This window comes from Mucilaginibacter sp. (genome assembly GCF_035492695.1).
Classification (GTDB): Bacteria; Bacteroidota; Bacteroidia; order Sphingobacteriales; family Sphingobacteriaceae; genus Mucilaginibacter.
On record NZ_DATJJC010000027.1, the window covers coordinates 259,852 to 278,274 of the forward strand.

Annotated in this window: 9 protein-coding genes; all 9 read right to left on the reverse strand. The window is 45.4% G+C overall.

Translation table 11 applies throughout. The annotated features are described in order from the left end of the window. Positions 1 to 3 precede the first annotated feature (3 nt). Complete coding sequence (locus tag VL525_RS17505; RefSeq protein WP_325388328.1) at positions 4 to 3,303, reverse strand: VCBS repeat-containing protein; 3,300 nt, start codon at positions 3,301 to 3,303, stop codon at positions 4 to 6. An 82-nt stretch (positions 3,304 to 3,385) separates the two neighbouring features. After that, positions 3,386 to 4,921, reverse strand: a complete 1,536-nt coding sequence (locus VL525_RS17510) for a RagB/SusD family nutrient uptake outer membrane protein (protein ID WP_325388329.1) — start codon at positions 4,919 to 4,921, stop codon at positions 3,386 to 3,388. Positions 4,922 to 4,939: 18 nt separating this feature from the next. Next, positions 4,940 to 7,996: a SusC/RagA family TonB-linked outer membrane protein gene (locus tag VL525_RS17515; protein WP_325388330.1), complete on the reverse strand. Its 3,057-nt coding sequence runs from the start codon at positions 7,994 to 7,996 to the stop codon at positions 4,940 to 4,942. Positions 7,997 to 8,587: 591 nt separating this feature from the next. Beyond that, positions 8,588 to 10,222 (reverse strand): DUF6377 domain-containing protein, encoded by a 1,635-nt coding sequence (locus VL525_RS17520; RefSeq protein ID WP_325388331.1) that lies wholly within the window; start codon positions 10,220 to 10,222, stop codon positions 8,588 to 8,590. Between the two features lie 119 nt (positions 10,223 to 10,341). Beyond that, a complete protein-coding gene (gene treF, locus VL525_RS17525) occupies positions 10,342 to 11,910 on the reverse strand; it encodes an alpha,alpha-trehalase TreF (RefSeq protein ID WP_325388332.1) in 1,569 nt (522 codons plus the stop codon). A gap of 207 nt (positions 11,911 to 12,117) precedes the next feature. Then, positions 12,118 to 13,470 carry an FGGY-family carbohydrate kinase gene (locus tag VL525_RS17530; protein WP_325388333.1) on the reverse strand — a complete coding sequence of 451 codons (1,353 nt, stop codon included), beginning with the start codon at positions 13,468 to 13,470 and terminating at the stop codon, positions 12,118 to 12,120. A gap of 9 nt (positions 13,471 to 13,479) precedes the next feature. Continuing rightward, positions 13,480 to 14,754 (reverse strand): TIM barrel protein, encoded by a 1,275-nt coding sequence (locus VL525_RS17535; protein WP_325388334.1) that lies wholly within the window; start codon positions 14,752 to 14,754, stop codon positions 13,480 to 13,482. A gap of 34 nt (positions 14,755 to 14,788) precedes the next feature. After that, the gene (locus VL525_RS17540) at positions 14,789 to 16,894 is read right to left on the reverse strand and encodes a bifunctional aldolase/short-chain dehydrogenase (protein ID WP_325388335.1); all 2,106 of its coding nucleotides are present in this window, start codon (positions 16,892 to 16,894) and stop codon (positions 14,789 to 14,791) included. 100 nt (positions 16,895 to 16,994) lie between these two features. Continuing rightward, a complete protein-coding gene (gene rhaT, locus VL525_RS17545) occupies positions 16,995 to 18,071 on the reverse strand; it encodes an L-rhamnose/proton symporter RhaT (protein ID WP_325388336.1) in 1,077 nt (358 codons plus the stop codon). Positions 18,072 to 18,423: the final 352 nt, after the last annotated feature.

The following is an 18,423-nucleotide window of genomic DNA, read 5'->3' on the forward strand; positions in this document are numbered from 1 at the left end:
TGACTATTTCTGCTTTCTGAATATTTCCAGCGCATCATTGTTGCGGGCGACGATGACGTATTTACCTGTTTTAGTATCAATGTCGGCCGCGTCCCTCACTTCGCCGGTTACGAACAGGCCGCTTTGATATGGCGGAATATAATTGAATCGGCGATTTCCCGCACCCAATAAAGTAACGCCGTAACTGGCATCATATCTGCCCACTTCGGGTTTTACCCCATAAAAGTTGCCACCCAAAAATAAATCCTTTTTACCATCATTGTTGATATCCATAACCAGTATGCTGTAAACAGGCGAGAACTGTGCCCTTGCCGGAAGGGGAGTCATGGTAAATTCTCCCTTACCTTTGTTATAAAATGCGCAGGTTTGCGTCTGGTTTACGGTTAAAACCAGGGCTTTCTCTAATTGCTCGGGCGTAAATATCTCATCGATAGATTTGCCCGCATAAGTATCATACCGCAAAAACTTCTTTTTCATCGCGGGTAATTGCCTTATAATATCGTCGTGGAGGTTAAATGGATAAGCTTTGCCGTCACTCTTATAATAAACGGGGACGCACTCCACCTGGCCGTTGTTATCAAAATCAGAGATATAAATTTTTGCCGGATGTTCGGGATCTGCCTCTATTTTTGAATTAAGGCCGTCATTACCCGCCACCAGGTCGGGCTTTCCGTCGCCATCAAGGTCGGCAACATTCAGGCAGTTCCACCAACCCGACGAGTTGGCTATTTCACCAGTCTTCTTCAATTTACCATCAACATATTTCAGGATAGTTACCGGCATCCAATCACCAACAACCACCAATGAATTTTTGCCCGAGCCATCAATATCCACCCATTGCGCATCGGTTACCATGCCCAGTTTCAGCAAGTCGGGCGACAACGCTGTTATATCCGTGAAATTACCGTGCCCGTCATTCCTCAATAATTTACTTGTCGGTGCAACGCCATATGAGCCAGGTACACTTCGCCCACCGATAAACAAGTCGCCATTATTGCCATTCAGCCTTACACACGATGCATTAATTGATACCAGCGGCCAGCCATTAAATTTGCGCTTGAAGCTTCCTTTGCCATCATTGATATACATGCGGGTCAACAGATTGAGCGAGCCTTCCTTTTCCAGGTTGCCGCCCGAAACCACTACAAGATCCATATCGCCGTCGTGATCGGCATCAAAAAACAAAGCCCCGATATCTTCGCTGAACTTATCCTGCTCAAAAGCCGGCTGGCGTGATTGGATGAAAGTACCGTTGGCCTGCTGGATAAATAATTTAGCGGTATCGCCGGTGGCTCCGCCCATAAAAAAATCCTGCAAGCCATCTCCATTCACATCGGCAACTGCAAGTTTTGGCCCTTCAGTAGATAACATTTTGGGTATAAGCCGTTGATCGTCGAAGTCTTTATAATCGTTTTCTTTGTGCCTGATATCGCCTTTAATGTTTCCTTCGGTTATATTTTTATAATAGCTATTTGTGCCTATACCCACCGGCACATAGGTCAATTTAGCATCCGATTCTTTTAAGTTAAGATTGGTGTTGACATCAATATTTTTCAATACCTGCATTTTCATATCAGACCAGACTACCCGGACACTATCAACTTTTTTTACAGTCCCCAAACCAAAATTCAGCACCGGGTCTACGCTGCTTTCAAAACCGCGTGTCGGCGTTTGCTCCAATAATTGCTGAATGCCGCCTGCGTATATCGTTACCTTCGCCCCAACTCCAAGTGTATTCATGCCGTTGCCTTTCAGCGCCACTTTAAGGTAATGGGCATGGGTACGTTCCGAGGTCATATTTCGGTATATAAAAGCTTCGCCATTTTCATTATTGACCACCAGGTCAAGGTCGCCGTCGCCATCCAAATCACCATAAGCCGAACCATTACTAAAGCTCGGTGTGGTAAATCCAAGCGAAGCTGATTCATTTTTGAACTTCAGATCCTTCTGATTAACAAAGCCATAACTGGTTACCGGGGTTTTGGGCATTTTGTCAAGCAGTTCCTTTGCCTTAAAACCACCATGAATGATCTGATTCCTTACCTGGTCGCTGCTGAAATAGGAAAGGAAATCCTGGTTGGTCAGGTCGCGGCTAATGCCATTGCTCACAAAAATATCCTTCCAGCCATCGTTATTAAAGTCGAAAGAAAGAGCGCCCCAACTCCAGTCGGTGGCATTTACCCCGGCAAAGCAGGCTATCTCGCTAAAAGTGCCGTCGCCATTGTTCAGCTGCAAACAATTAGATGTAAACTGGTGATGATAACTGTTCTTCAGCTTGGCATTATAAATATCGTATTCATCAAATTTCGTCGTAGTTTTCAGGCGGTAATCCCCTTCGGGCAGCATGTCGGTGGTAAATACATCCAGTTTGCCGTCATTATTTATATCCGCCATATCCGACCCCATCGACGCCAGGCTCATGTGCCCTATAGCGCTGCCGCTTATCTCTTTATATTTGCCATCGTGTTGATTGCGGTAAAGGTAGTCGTGTTCGAAAAAATCGTTCGAAACATACATATCATCCCAGCCGGTATTGAACATGTCGCCTATAGTTACCCCCAATCCAAAGCCTATCTCGCTACCGTAAATCCCGGCCTGCGCGCTTATATCAACAAACTTCCCATTGTCGTTCCGGTACAACCGGTCGCCGTTCTTCGTATCGCGAACATTCCGCAGGTCAGGACTGTAGCCGAAGCTTTCGATTGAACGATAACTGTTGTTCAGTACAAAGCAGTCCAGGTCACCATCATGGTCGAAATCAAAAAATATGGCCTGGGTTGATAATCCCTTGTCGGCCAAACCATATTTCTCGGCTTCTTCCTTAAATGTGCCGTCTTTCTGATTAATGTAAAGTTCGTTCGCCCGGTCGGCGCCTCCCAATCCGCCGCTGTTTGATACATAAATATCCAGCCATCCGTCGCCGTTTATATCCACCATCGTAACACCGGTATGCCACCGGCGATAGCCCTTAAGGCCGGCTTTAGCAGTAACGTCTTCAAATTTCCAATCACCTTTGTTGATGTATAATTTATTCTCGCCCTGATTAGCGGTAAAGAAAATGTCCGGTTTGCCATCGTTATTTACATCGCCGATAGCAACACCACCACCATTGTAAAAATTGCGGTAGTTAAATACGTTGTATTCACCATCATCTATAACCTTATTGTCGAAGGTAATACCCGTAGATGATGATGGTTGTAATTGAAAAAGCGGATCGGTAGGTGGCGCCTCACTTTTATTTCGGCACGAAAAGCAAACAAAGGATAGTACAACAGCCAGGAAGAAAAAAAAAGCAGGTTTCATTGGAAAGGCTAATATATAAAATTAAAAATGGAGTAGTAATTTAATACTACTCCATCAATCTCAAATCAGTGTTCTATATTAATCAATTGTATCCTGGGTTTTGGGTCAGGTTTGGATTCTTCTGTCTCGCTTCAGTCGGGATCGGGAACAGTTTGGTATGATTGTCGCCGTCAGCTGCTTTAAACTGTTTCTTATCGCCGAAGTGGCCATAACGGATCAGATCCTCTCTTCTCCAACCCTCCCATGCAAACTCGCGGCCCCTTTCGGACAAAAGACTATCAGCGTTGAACGCGGCGATAGTAAAGTTAGCTACACCGGCTCTCTGCCTTACAGGAGCGGTATAATCTAATGCACCCGCAGCATCGCCCTGGCGCAACAGACATTCAGCTTTCATTAATAGCACGTCTGAGTAGCGGAACAATGCAAAGTCAGCATCCTGGCTCTGGTAGCCCGGGGTAAGCTGCCATTTTTGTTGACGAACGCCATCATATTCGGTAGCGGTATATAAGTTTGATACCTGCGGCCTGAAGTTCAGCACCAGCGAGCTATCGCTGCCACGGGTTGTTAAAGGTGTAACACCGTCTGAAGCATACTGGATACCTTCCTGCCAGCCTGCTTTACGGGCATCAGCATTGCTGAATTTACCGTAGAAGTCGGCATTGGCACAGAAACCATTCCATGGGCCGCCTGTGCTACCCCAGTTGTATTTAGCAGCCTGGTTGTAGTGGAAGCTCATCATCTGTATCTGCAAGCCCTGGGCATAAATGTGGTCATAGGGGATCACAAATATATTCTCGTTATTACCCGAATTGTTTGAACTTGAAAAGTTATCAAGGAAGTTTGCTTGTAGGGTATAACCAGCAGTCATTATTGAGTCGCAATAAGATGAACATGCCTGGTAGCCGCTATTATCAGATGAACCTGTAATAACGTTCTGATTCAGGTAAAGTTTAGCCAGCAGGAAGTAAGCTCCCCATCGGTTAAGGCGACCATACTGTGCACCATCCTGTGTAGGGGTTTTTGTGCTTAATACCGGTCCATTAGTTTTTAACTCTGTTACCAGGAAGTTAAACACATCCGCTGCTGAACTTGTTGCAACCTTACTGGCATCCTGATCGGTGGATGTCAACAGTGGAACATTGCCGAAGTTAGTCACCAACAGGTAATAGAAATAGGCCCGTAAAACTTTAAGCTCAGCAATAGAATATGCTGTGCCATCCGTTTGCGGCAGGCCCTGCAACAGCGAGATAGTGATGTTGATAGAACCAATGGTGTTATAGGCATTGTCCCAAGCACCTGAAATATTACCGTGCGAAGCGGTGTAGGTGTGCAGCCACAACTGCTGCCATACGCCACCGTCGGCCCAGTCACCACCAATGCGGCCAGGTACTATCAGGGCATCGGTAGTTTCTTCAGCCGTAAGTAACATAGCATTGTTGGCGGTCAACCCCTGCAACTGGGTGTAGGTCCCTAATACGATTGACTGGAGGTAGCGCGCACTATTTGATGCCGCTGCCTTTGTAACAGCATCCTTTGGCGAATTTAGTTGCTTTTTGCAGGAAAACGTACCTACGACAACCAAAAGTGCTGCTGCGATTAATAAGTGTCTCTTTTTCATTTATAATGAATTTTTTAATTATTTCAATGTTAAGTTTACGCCGAATGATAACTGGCGCGAACGTGGATATAGCTGCCTGCTGTCAATACCTGTCTGGCCGCCTGCTGTAGTCAACTCGGGGTCAACACCCTTGTATGATGTAAAGGTGTAAAGGTTATTTCCGCCTACATAGAAGTGTAATTTATCAATATACCTGTTTTGGTTTATCTTTAAGCTATACCCTACATTAACACTTTGAATTTTCAGGAAAGATGTTCCCTGCAACCAATAATTTGACGGTTCAGACGAACTCTTGATACCCAATTTAGACGCATCAGCTAACACGCTATAGGTACCCAATTTAGCTAAACTGGTGTAGTCCATATAGGTTTCGTTAAAGCCCTTGCTGCCATACTGACCACGAGCAAAAATGCTAAGATCAAATTGTTTGTATGTCAGGTTGCTTGACAAGCCGTAAGTGAATTTAGGATCGGTAGTATAAAACTTCCTGTCCTGGGTGCTGCCGTCGTCCGCATAGTTCAATAAACTCACATCAGTAACTGCTGTGCGGCTGCCATCTGCATTGTACTTCCAGAATTGCTGGTTGCCACTGGCATCTTTGCCGGCATACTCAGGCAATAAAAGTGTACCAATCGGGTAACCAACTTTCAGGTAACCGATCTGCGATATCTGACCGCTGATACCTAAACCTCCGGTACTACCCACGTTTGCCTGGGTTACGTTAAAGTCGAGACCTGCGAACTGGCCGGAAAGTGATACAATCTTATTGCGGTTAACGTTAAAGTTACCACCCGCTGTCCAGGTGAAGTCTGATTTGCTTATTATCTTATAATTCAGGCTTAATTCAAACCCTTTATTGCTCATACTACCAATGTTAGCAACGATAGTATTTACAAAGAATGTACTACCTGTTGGTACAGTGTACGTAAACAACAAGTGCTTGGTTTTTTCGCTGTAAATATCCAGGCTACCTGTTAAGCGGCTGTTGAACAAACTGAAATCAACTGCAACGTTGGTAGTGGTATTTACCTGCCACCTTAAGTCGGCATTCTGATTTTGAACCGGGCTACTGCTCGATACGAACTGCCCCAAAGCACCATTATAATATAGGTTACCCGAAGAGAACAGGAATTGGGAAAGGTATGGACCGATAGCGTCCTGGTTACCGATCTGTCCGTAACCGCCGCGCAGTTTTAACGAACTGATCCACGATACGCCTTTCATGAAATCTTCGTTGCTGATAACCCATGCCGCATCTACTGACGGGAACACCCCTGATTGGTTATTCAAACCTAATTTGTTTGACCAGTCATAACGTACGTTGCCGGTTAAGTAGTACTTATCGCTCCAGTTTAATTCTGCCCTGCCGAACCATGACTTTAATTGATAACCCCCTCTGTCAGAACCGATATCTGCTGTTGAAATCGAATTGGCAGACCCAAGGTTTTCATCCGGCAGATAGATGTCGTTGAAATCATGTGCGCCTACACGGAAACCGCTATAGTCGAATGAGTTGAACTCATAACCACCCAAGGCGCTAACACGTAATTTACCAAATTCGTCCTTATAAGCTATAGTAGCACCATAGGTTTTGTTGGTATAATCCGATGAGCCTTTATCCACATCGCCGTGGTTTGAGAGCTGGGGAGTATAGCCAAACTGATCGCCTACAGCATTAAGTAAACCGCCTACAGGGCTCAATGCTATTGCAGGAGGATAGTAAATGTTCGTAACATTTACACCGTGTGCGGCATTCACATAAGGGCTGATGGTAATTTGTTTGATAGGGTTAAAATCCATCCTTAAGTTACCGGTTAGCCTGTCTTGCCTGCCAATGTTTGTCAGGTAAATTAGCTGAGGGATCGGGTTATTTTCCTGTGTATTGTTTATATACTGGTAGTAGCCAGCGTTAACCGGGTCCATAGTGCCGATAACTGAAGGAACAGCAGCAGCATTCAGGAATGCATTTTTATCGGTAAACAGCGAATTGGTTTGCGAACCAGATACATTCATCGTGATCAGCAATTTGTTATCCAGCGTTTTCTGGTCGAAGTTGAAACGGCCGTAAAGGTCTTTTCTACCTGAATTAATTGCGATACCATCCTGGTCGGTATAGGCAACTGAAGCCCTGTAGTGGCCTTGTTCAGTACCTCCACTCAGCGCAAGGTTTTCATTGTGTGTAAAACCTGTGCGGGTAATTTCCCTAAACCAATCGGTATTGGCGCCCTGGTCACTCGTAGTCGAAGTACCTGTAGGCATAGCATGTCCGTAAAAATCCTGGTATGCACTCAGGTATTGGTTACGATCCATAAATTTGATCAGGTGCTCTGGTGATTCAGAAGCAACATAGCTATTAAAAGTAACCTGCGATTTGCCGGCCTTACCGGTTTTTGTGGTTACCAAAATTACACCGCCCGCGGCGCGTGAACCGTAGATGGCAGCAGCCGAAGCGTCTTTTTCAATGGTGAACGACTCTATATCGTTTGGCGATACCGAGCGGATATCCGCACCGGCCACCCCGTCGATAACGTACAATGGATCGTTACCACCTGACAATGACGTGGTACCGCGGATACGCACCGTAGGTGCATCGTTAGGGTCGCCACTGCTTGTTGTAATTACAACACCGGGGGCCTGGCCCTGCAATTGCTGCAACGGGTTAGTAGTAACACCCTGCACAAAATCGCCTGCGTTAACTTTAACAACCGCACCGGTAGCGTCCTTTTTACGTACGGTACCGTAACCAATCACCAACACTTCATTCAGTGATGTGCTTGTAGGTTCAAGTGCAACGTTTAAAGGGGCCCCTGTTAAGGTTACGTCTTTTGTTGTATAACCAACATAAGAAACGGTTAATGTAGTAACTGATGAAGCTACTGATAATCTGAAGCTACCATTAACATCGGTAACTGTACCAACTGTGGTACCCTTTGCGACTACCGAGGCTCCGGGGATCCCCGAACCGTCTTTGGAGTCGGTTACTTTACCTGTAACTACAGTTTGCGCTATGGATTGCAGCGAAAACAAGCTTAGCAGGATAAAACAACTTACTTTGAGTAAATTTTTAAAGTGCATAGAATTTGGGTTGAGTTTTAATTGGCTGATTAAATATAACTATTAATTAAAAAAATGCAATGAATTTTTCTAAAATTTCGTTAAATGAATACCACCCTGCACTTTATCCTAAAAATTAGTATTCACTAACTTATTCATTAAAAGCGTTTCGCCTGCGCTTTCAAACAGTTACCGGGAACGTTTTCGGTCGCGGATATTTACAACATTTCAAAATCGCTTCCGCGATCAAACACTGTGATCAGGCATTAAAATTCTGCCCGGTTATTACAATAAAAAATATTATTTGGTTTATCTCAATTGGCACAGGTAGCAAACTTTTTATTGTACCTATACTTTACAAAGTAAGAAAGACATTGGAAAATTACCTATTCCTATATTAAAAATATAACTAAAAGTTACATTTTTAAAAATTAATTATTTAATAATGAGATAGTTATAAATTATCATAGTCAGAAAAATATAACCATAATTTAACCTTTTAAAGTAAAAAATTAACAGAAAACACTTTTTAAAAAAGCGAACGGACTGACAATATTATATTGGGTTTTGTAAAATAAGTATTAAAGCCCCCGCGCAAAATACGGGCATGTTTCAGGATTTGTTGAGCAGGTCAACGGCTTTGATATCCATGATACGATGATCGAACTGATCGCTTGGCACAAGGGCCTTTGCCTTTATACGCATCTTATATACATAAATGGTATTAACAGAATATTCAAGGATATTAGCTATGGTCTCATTATCGTTAATACCCAACCGCATCAGGGCAAAAATGCGCAGGTCTGTATTTAGTACTTCGTGATCTTTGGGCCATATCTGGTCATCCTCCTTAAACATCGCGTTAAAAGAATCGATAAAATTGGGGAATATCTTCAGGAAGATATGATCAAAGGTGTAGAACAATGTTTCCCGCTCCTTTTTTATATTGATCTCGTTAACGGATAACAGTATGTCATCATATTTCTTTGTTGTTATCTTCCGCTCTATACTTCGCTTCAACTTCTCCAGTTTTAAAATGTAGCCGGATATCACGTTAAAAAAATACCCGATGTACTCTTCCTTAATATGGGTATCTTCAGAAAGTTTCTCGTTTATCTTTTCAAGCAGTATGTTTTTTTCTTCAATGATCTTTTCTTTTGTTTTAAGGCGCTTTAACTGATAAAAAACGATGAACGAAATGGACAATATGACAATAGCGATAACAGCAATTGATAACAGGTAAACCAGGAACCTATCTTTTTCCTTTTCGGTAATGATGATCTTTTGGGCGGCCACAACGGGCAAAACCGCTCCTATCTTTACTTTTCGCAGCCTTGCACCATAAAACTGGGCATCATCCATTGCCTGCTGAATAAATGTATAAGCGTCGCTGAGGTTACCATCAAGATATAATTGCCATCCTAATTTGAAAATAGCCGTAGTTTCTTTAGTAGATGAGCGTATATCGTTGATAGCGCCCTCGGCCATCAGAAAAATGCGGTCCGAATCCTGGTAAGGACCTGAATAAAAAAATGAAAGTCCGGTGGCCACCATTGCCCTTTGGTGATCAGAAAGTTTATATTGGGTCAACAACCTGATATAGGTGGGCGACGGTGTTTGGGACTGGCCCGAGATCACTTGCCTGTTACCTGTGTAATACAATTTTTCGAACGAATTGGGCGGAGCCAACGCTATGGCCGAATCTATCAGCCTAATGGCCTGGCTCTGATCGTACAGCGCGTAGTTTTTGTCGCTATTGTATTCGGCTAAGTCAGAGTATGCCCGCGACTTTGTAGAATAATATTCCAATTTAGATTTATCGTCGAGCAGGCGGTCGTTTATCTGGTTAAGGCATTCAAAGGACTCTTTGAACATACCGGACGAAAGTAAAATGAACCCAAGTTTTATTTTGGTGTTGTTAACCTTCGCTATATCCTTTGTGAGAATAGCGATATTAAGCAGCCTTTGGGTATAAACGTAAGCCGAATCAAATTGGTAAACTTTATATTCTTCATACAAATGCTCGCAAAGATCGTATTGACGCTGGTAGTTAGTTGCTGATACGGCTGCCAGCCTTTCTTTTAAGTTTTTTATCCTCGTTTCTTTTTTGTCATCGTAATCCTTTCGGTGAGCCAGCTCGTTTTTTAGTACCGCCATAATGCTGTCGACCCTTGATGCAGGAACTGAAGAAAAAGCACAATGGAAAAGCAATACCAATAACAAGGCAGGTAGAAAAGATCTCTTCATAAAATTGGTTTATTCAGTAGCTGCTAAGCTATTGGATAAAAATAATATTAAAAAGCGATTTAGGGATAATTTTAAGCGGAATAACCTCTAAATCGCTAATTAATAAGCTAAAAAAGTAATTATAGCTGGTCGATATGGTAATGGTTGAGCAAATTGAGCAAAACGCCGTTGGTCCAGCCGAAGCCATCCTGCAGCGGGTATTCGCCACCACCGGCTTTTACATCGGTATCTATCACGTTGTATTTCTCCATTAGTTTACCCGTAGAATTGAAAACACTGATATTTATACGCACCCAGTTTTCGGCAATAGAACGCGCCAGTTTATATTCCTGGTAATTATTCAGGCCATCGATAGCCATATATTGCAATGGCGCCCAGGCATTCGGGCTATCCCATTGCTGGCCCGAACGATCCAGGGTGGTAACCAGTCCCCCTGATTTGAAAAACTTTGATTTAAGAACCTTCGCTACACTGGCGGCCTGTTTAGCATCAGCTATCCGGAATTCAAGCGGAAAAACTCCTGCAAGTGAAATATGGGTGGTGGTATGTTTCAACTGCCAGTTGTAGTCCATATACCAGCCGTCTTTTGCACTCCAGCAGTATTTCTGGATGGCGTTGCGGCGCTTAAGCGCTTTTGTTTGATAAAGTTTGGACATCGTTAAATTTCCCTGGATACCGTACGATTTGGCAATGTCAAGTTCAAGGTGATAGAGCAAACAATTCAGGTCGACCGGGATGATAGACGTAGTTTGTATGGTTTCGAGTTTACCGGTGGTGTCCATCCAACGCGTGCTGAAATCCCATCCCGATTCCGCAGCGGCGCGAATATTACGGTAAAAATCACCGGGCTTTTGTTTGGTATCCTTTACCGCGGTCACATCTTTTTTATATGATTCTTCACGCGGCAGGTCCGATTCGTCCCAATAACGGTTCAGCAATTCGCCGCCCTGCATGCGTACGGTATTGCGAAAAGCTTGCCCTGGCTGCAATTTATCCGCACCCTTCATCCAGAAATTGTATTCCTCTAATAATTCGGGTTGATATTGCGTATATACCCTGGCGCCCTCATCCTTTGCCAGGATGTCCAGCATCATCGAAAAAAATGGCGGCTGCGAACGGGTTAAATAATAAGTACGGATGCCATTCGGGATAAACCCATATTTGTCCAGCAGGTAAGCAAAGTTGCCGATCATGTCGTGAATGATCTTCGTTTTATGGCTCTCCTGCAAGCCCAGCATGGTAAAATAGGAATCCCAGTAATAGGTTTCGCGAAACCGCCCGCCGGGTACCACAAAATCATTTGGCACCGGAAGTAACGACGAGTATTTTGAAACAGTATCGTGTTTACGGTACAACACCTGCCATAAAGTATCTATATGCTTGCGAATGCCTGCCTGGATATCGCTTTTGAAGGCGTCGTTATGCGTGCCGGGAATAATAAAATTAGCGGTTACAAAGGTTTTAAGATCGAAACCGGCCTTATCTTTTTGCGCATCATAATCCTTCATGATAAGCGCCGGATCTCGCTTTGCTGTCGCGTCGACAAACGTCTTGTTGTCAGGAAAGATGTCCGACATCTGTACCGTCTCGAACAAACCGGGGAATAATTGGCGCGGGGTTTTTACTTGCGCCCATGCACAACCAAACGCTACGGCAATATAAAGTGTTAGGAATATTCTCTTGAGCATCGGGTTATAATTGGTTAACGGCAATAAGTCTTTCAGTGATAAAAATAGGTGCTTTATTAAATGGAAAAGTGCGGGAAGGCGGCAATGTGAGAATTATATAATAAAAATTACCACCAAAATAAATACAATTGTCTAATAGTCAGCGATTTGATATTTTGAAGGCATATCGAAAATATATGAATAATTTAACCGGTAGTATATTCAAGATCAGCCGTTTGAATATCTTTTGAGGCCGATGAGGGTACCAGCGACAGGTTTTGGGTTCCATGAAGAATGAATAACCAGCGCAGCGCCCATGGCTGACGCCTGTGCCACAGAGGCAGCAAAGACTTCCATTTTACAGAATTCCCTGGCCAGCAGGTTCATATAAATTTCGTTATGACTAAAACCACCGTCCACAAATAGCTTTTTTACACCGCTCTCTTTCAACACCAGCCGGGTAGAGTGCGATTGCTGCTTCACCAGGTCGCATACCAATTGATGATAAGCCTCAATATAATTAACAAATCCCGGGAGATCGCGCTGTTCAAACCCGGAGCTTTTTGTAAAACCTAATGGGTTTAAGTCTTGCTGAAACTTTTGTTCAAGCTCCTTTGCTAATTGATCGTCAAAACGTAAATGATCGAATTCACTGACATCCCGTTTAAAATGCGTGGCGATCCGTTTCACCTGTTGCTCATGCTCGTACCCCGCAAACAGGCGCGAGGCCTTTACAGGTTTACTGGTGTATTGCAGGTAACAAAGGCAATCTTTCCCTAATTCGTCCGCAGTGAGCTCCGAATGGTCAAAAGGGTTAAGGCTGATGGACCAGGTGCCGGTAGAAAGCAGTACAAATGGCTCTTTTATATTGATGAGATACGGTATAAGCGCGGCCGAGCTGTCATGCAGACCGGCGCCAACTTTATACCTTTTATTTTCAAAGACTTTTTCGGCTGAAACCACCGGGGGAAATTTTGATTCCAATCTTTCCTGCCCTATCCATTTATGATAATTTTTTGTTTGAAAATTCCACATGGCCGTGTGGCATCCGATACCGGTAATATCATTCACAAATTCATCTGAAACCAGGTAGCTGATATACTGGGGCAAGTGCAGCGCATACTTTAATTTTTCGAATATGGCGGGCTGCTCTTTTTTGACGCGGTACAATTGCAAACCGGAATTCAGGCTTCCCAGCGCCGGTGAAGCTGTATCGATACAAAATTGTTCCTGCCCGCCATATTTGGCGTACAGTTCATTGCTTAAATCCTCCGGATAGGGCTTTAAGTAATTGTAAAGCGGGCTAAGCGGTTTGCCTTTTCCATCAACATAAACCAGGCTTGCGCCATAGCCCGAAAAATTGACGGCTTTAATAGCGAATTCCTTTTGTCCGGACGCTTCTTTAAGCCGCCCAGCTACCCATTTACTTAGTGCATCTACATCTTCACAAGGGAATCCGTCTTCATCGGTTATTTCGGGCAAACGTGTTGAGCGCTCGTAAACAATACCATAATCCTCGTCAAAAAGAAAAAGCTTTTTGTTGGTTTTGCCGATGTCGAATATGGCGATGACAGGTTTCACATTGATGATTTACAAGCCGGTGGCCACCGTTTTTTCTCCCCTATTGCTTATAAGCGTTTTTCTGATCCCGGCTTCTCTAAATAGTTGGATCGGGTCTAACGCACCGCCCGCGATCATTCTTGCCTGCGCGACCAGCGGCCGCACATCAGTCCGGAACGCATGCTGCAATATTTCCTGGCATTGGGTTACATCATTCCGCTCTTGTGCCGCATTCAAGGCAGCCCGGTCGACGATCAATGCCTGCGCATAAGCTATCTTAATAGCTTCAACCGATTGCATCAGATCTTCCAGTGGGTCTTTTAAATTATGTGACGCGTCTATCATCCAGCCCAAACCTGTGGCATGATCCATCCCCCGTGCGTCCATACCCTCCACCAGTTCATTAAATATCAGGAACAGTTGGTAAGGTTTAATACTACCCGCAGTCAGGTCGTCGTCGGCATATTTGGAATCGTTGAAATGAAAGCCACCCAGCTTGCCTTCCATCAATAGCAGGCTTACTATCTGCTCGATATTGGCATTGGCCAAATGGTGGCCCAAATCGACCAAAGTGTAAGCCTTCGGCCCAAGTTTATTAGCCAATGTAAACGATTGGCCCCAATCGCCGATGGTAGTGGAATAAAAACTGGGCTCGAAAGCCTTGTATTCGATCAGCATCTTCCAGTCAGCAGGCAAAGCTTTATATATTTCCTGCAGGCTTTCGAGCGTTCGCTGAAAAGCTTTCCGAAAATTAAGCTGACCGGGGAAACTGGAACCATCTGCCAGCCAAACGGTCAATGCCTTTGAGCCTAATTCGACTCCGTGTCCGATCACTTCAATATTATGTTCAACGGCCTGCTTTCGTACTTTCGGGTCGACGTGATGCAGGGAGCCAAATTTATAGCTTAACTCCTGCCCCGGCTGATCCTGGAAGGTATTGGAATTTACCGCATCGAACTGGATGCCATATTGTGCAGCCAGTTCCTGCGTTGCCTTATGATCTTTTGGGATATCCCAGGGAATATGCAATGATATAGCTCCGCTGGAATGATTCAAAGCATGCAGCAGACCTACATCTTCTATCTTCTCTTCCAAATTGCGCGGTTCACCCCCGCCACTGAAACGGCCAAAGCGTGTACCACCCGTTCCTAACGCCCAGCTTGGTATGGCTATGTTGAACGCTGCAAGCTTTTGCATAACCTCATGAAGGTTAGATACACCAGCTGACACAAATTCAAATTTACGCAGATGGTCTTTTATGCGCTGCTGGTTATGCCCATCGATAACCGATCTGTCTAACTGCATATTATTGGTTTATATTGGTCAGGATAAATAAAGACTATCTCACAAACGCCGCCGCCAATCCGCCATCTACATTCAGCACATTGCCTGTCGACTTATTCAGCAAACCACCAACCAACGCAAAGCAGGCGTTGGCAATATCATCCGGCAAAATAACCTCGTTCAGCAAAGTCCGTTTGGCGTAGTATGCCGGCAGTTCTTCCACCGTAATGCCATAAGCTTTGGCCCTGCCCTCGGCCCAGCCGCCTGCCCATATATTACTGTCGCTGATCACTGCATCAGGGTTCACCGAGTTCACGCGTATCCCATCGCCGCCTAACTCGGCGGCGTTCAGTCTGCCTAAATGCAGCTGCGCCGCTTTGGCGCTGCCGTAACCGGCGTTGTTCGGTCCTGATACCAGCGCGTTTTTGCTGACGATATTGATCACATCGCCCCCAATATCCTGTTTCTTCATCATTGCCACCGCAGCTTGTGTTACCATAAACTGACCCTTTACCAATACATCATACAGCAGGTCCCAATCCTTTTCGGTATGGTCGGCAATGGATTTCGATATAGATAGCCCCGCATTGTTCACCACAATATCCACTCCACCAAACGCCAGCGCAGCAGTGTCAAAAGCCTGCCTTATCTGTTCCGCATTGGTTACATCCAATGTTGCAGTCGCATAGGCGTCCTTGCCGAATTTACTGTTGAACTCCTCACCCGCTCCCTGTAGCCGTTCGGCATTCATATCATTCAGGATGACCACGGCCCCTTCCTCAGCGAACTTTTTCGATATAGCCTTGCCTATGCCACCCGCACTGCCGGTTACCAGGGCTATCCTGCCCGATAATGACTTCGGTTTAGGCATACGCTGCAATTTTGCTTCCTCCAGCAACCAGTACTCAATATCAAAAGCCTCTTGTCGCGGCAGCGAAGTATATTCCGAAATAGCCTCGGCGCCTTTCATCACGTTTATAGCATTGGTATAGAACTCGGCAGCCACACGTGCCGTTTGCTTATCTTTTGAAAACGAGAATAAACCAACACCCGGATACAAAATAATAACCGGGTTGGTATCTCGTATAGCCGGACTATTAGAATGTTTGCATTTTTCGTAATACTCCGTATACATTTTACGGTAAGCCTCAAATGCAGGCGCCAGTTTTTCCTTTAGCGCTTTTGTATCTGAAAGGTCATCATCTGCTTTAAGCTCCAGCACCAGCGGACTTATCTTTGTCCTCAAAAAATGGTCCGGGCAACTGGTACCCATGGGAGCCAGCCGGCCCAGGTCGTTCGAGTTGATAAACTCCAGCACACGGGCATCATCCGTAAAATGGCCGATCATGTGCCGCTCGCTCGAACAAAACCCTCTCAGCACCGGTGCTATAGCGGCAGCCTGCTTTTTCCGGCCTGCTTCATCCAGGCTTTGTATTTTCTGTCCGCCAAAAACGGGGCGGGTTTTACCGTAGTTCTCTTCTAAATATTCCGCACATTTTTCAATCACCTCCAGCGTATTCACATAGCTTTCGTAGGCATTATCGCCCCAAGTAAATAAGCCGTGCGAACCCAGCATAATGCCCCTGATACCGGGATTATCATCCAGGCACTGCTTCAATTTCAACCCCAGGTCAAAACCGGGCCGCTGCCATGCTACCCAACCTATTTTGCCGCCGAAAAGTTCCTGGGTTATGCGTTTGCCATCCTTTGCTGCTGCTATGGCAATGGCTGCATCTGGGTGCAGGTGGTCGATATGCTTAAAGGGTAAAAAGCCATGCAATGGCGTGTCTATCGACGGCGCCTTGGAGTCCAGATCGTAAATGCAATGATTGAACAGACCTACCATCTCGTCTTCATGCTCAATACCGCGGTAAATGTTTTTCAGGCTAAGCAGTTTATCCTCATACAAAGCTGCAAGACCGCTTTTTTTAAGCGTGCCCAGGTCGCCGCCCGAGCCTTTGATCCACATTACTTCCACATCCTTACCTGTCAGCGGGTCGGGACTCATTACTTTGCACGAGGTATTCCCGCCGCCGTAATTGGTCAGCCGCAGATCGGCGCCTAACAGGTTCGACCGGTATATTAACAAAGCAACCTCGTCGCCGGCCAACTCAGCCGCCGTTACGTCATCCCAGAGGTAACTTACATGTTTGAATTTCATAGGTGGTATTAATTATTGAATTACTGATTTATTGAATTATTGTTTGCCGCGTCACGCGGTCAACCTTTCGCCTTTATCCTTTCACCTTTATCCTTTCACCTCACTTAATGGAGTTCCCGTACCCCACTATCAGCACCGAAAGCATGATAGTTGCTATACCTGCCACTACCGTCATCATGGCTTTGTAGCTTACGCCTTTCCACTCTTTTAGCAGCAGGCCCCACATATTGGCCGTCAAGATGATGAATGCCATGTGCAATATCCAGCTGCTGGCGCCGTTGCCCAGCCGGCTTTCGCCCATGCCATAAAAAAAGAACTGCATAAACCAGGTTGTGCCCGCCAGTGCCGAAAACAGGTAGTTGCGCGCAAGCGGCGTTTTCCCATCGGTATAGTTGCCAAAGGTACGGTTGCGGGCGTTAAGCGCCATACACCAGATAAAATTTGTGGTGAGCCCCCCCAGCAATATCACAATATAGGTCACATTGTTTTGGAACAAGAACTCGCCTTGCCCGGCGTGGGTACTCTTCCAGGCCTCGTTGGCTATGTTCGCCATGTCCTTGCCGGCATCAATGCCAAAGGCAAAACAGGCGCTCAGCACACCACTCACTATCGACACAAACAAACCCAACCCAAACTTATACTCCGTGTTATGCGCCTTTACGTCGCCTTTGGAAAGTTCGCGCTCCTTCATGGTGCCCGCCTTGCCGCATATCACAATACCCAGCACACACACCAGCACACCCAGCAGCACCATTTGCCCCCAATGGCTATGCAGCATCATGCTGAAGCTATCCTTGCCCTGCTTTGGGTAAATATCATAGTAAAACGACGGTATCAGTGCGCCGAAGATCGAGCACAGCCCCAAAATGATGGTACTGCCCAGCGACACGCCCAAATACCGCACACCCAGCCCGTAAGTGAGCCCGCCGATACCCCATAACACCCCGAACAGGTAGGTGTAAAACCGAACACTCCCGCTGGCATGACTGATAATATCCATAAAGCCCGGCACCGTAAGCCATGCCGCCAGGAACGGCACCAGCAGCCACGAGAACAGCCCGCCTACTATCCAGAAGCTTTCCCAGGCCCAGTTACGCACCTTTTTATAGGGTATATAAAAACTACCCGACGCAAAGCCGCCGATGAAGTGAAAAATAACTCCGAATAATGCCTGCATGAAAATGGGTTTATAAATTGATTCCGCAATTTAATGGAAGATTTTGAATATCGAATTTTCAATATCGAATTTATATGGTGAATGGTCAATGGTGAATAGTGAGTGGGCAATGGTCAATGGTGAGTGGTGATTAGTTAATGGTGAATGGTAAAAAGGCAATGGCAGCAGGAATGGGCAATAGCGACACCCCTCCCTGCCACCTCCCTATAGGAGGGGATCGCGGGGCCGGGCCTTCACGATGGGTTTAATTTCGCTGGCATCTCGTCATCCCACTCACTATTCACCATTCACCATTCACTACACTAAGTGTTCACGCCGCCGCCGCTTGCCACGCACAGTAACGTATAATTAG

Bases quoted from the DNA above. Each gene is read 5' to 3' on its own strand.
- VL525_RS17505 (WP_325388328.1), bottom strand. From the start codon at position 3,303: ATGAAACCTGCTTTTTTTTTCTTCCTGGCTGTTGTACTATCCTTTGTT.
- VL525_RS17510 (WP_325388329.1), bottom strand. From the start codon at position 4,921: ATGAAAAAGAGACACTTATTAATCGCAGCAGCACTTTTGGTTGTCGTA.
- VL525_RS17515 (WP_325388330.1), bottom strand. From the start codon at position 7,996: ATGCACTTTAAAAATTTACTCAAAGTAAGTTGTTTTATCCTGCTAAGC.
- VL525_RS17520 (WP_325388331.1), bottom strand. From the start codon at position 10,222: ATGAAGAGATCTTTTCTACCTGCCTTGTTATTGGTATTGCTTTTCCAT.
- treF (WP_325388332.1), bottom strand. From the start codon at position 11,910: ATGCTCAAGAGAATATTCCTAACACTTTATATTGCCGTAGCGTTTGGT.
- VL525_RS17535 (WP_325388334.1), bottom strand. From the start codon at position 14,754: ATGCAGTTAGACAGATCGGTTATCGATGGGCATAACCAGCAGCGCATA.
- VL525_RS17540 (WP_325388335.1), bottom strand. From the start codon at position 16,894: ATGAAATTCAAACATGTAAGTTACCTCTGGGATGACGTAACGGCGGCT.
- rhaT (WP_325388336.1), bottom strand. From the start codon at position 18,071: ATGCAGGCATTATTCGGAGTTATTTTTCACTTCATCGGCGGCTTTGCG.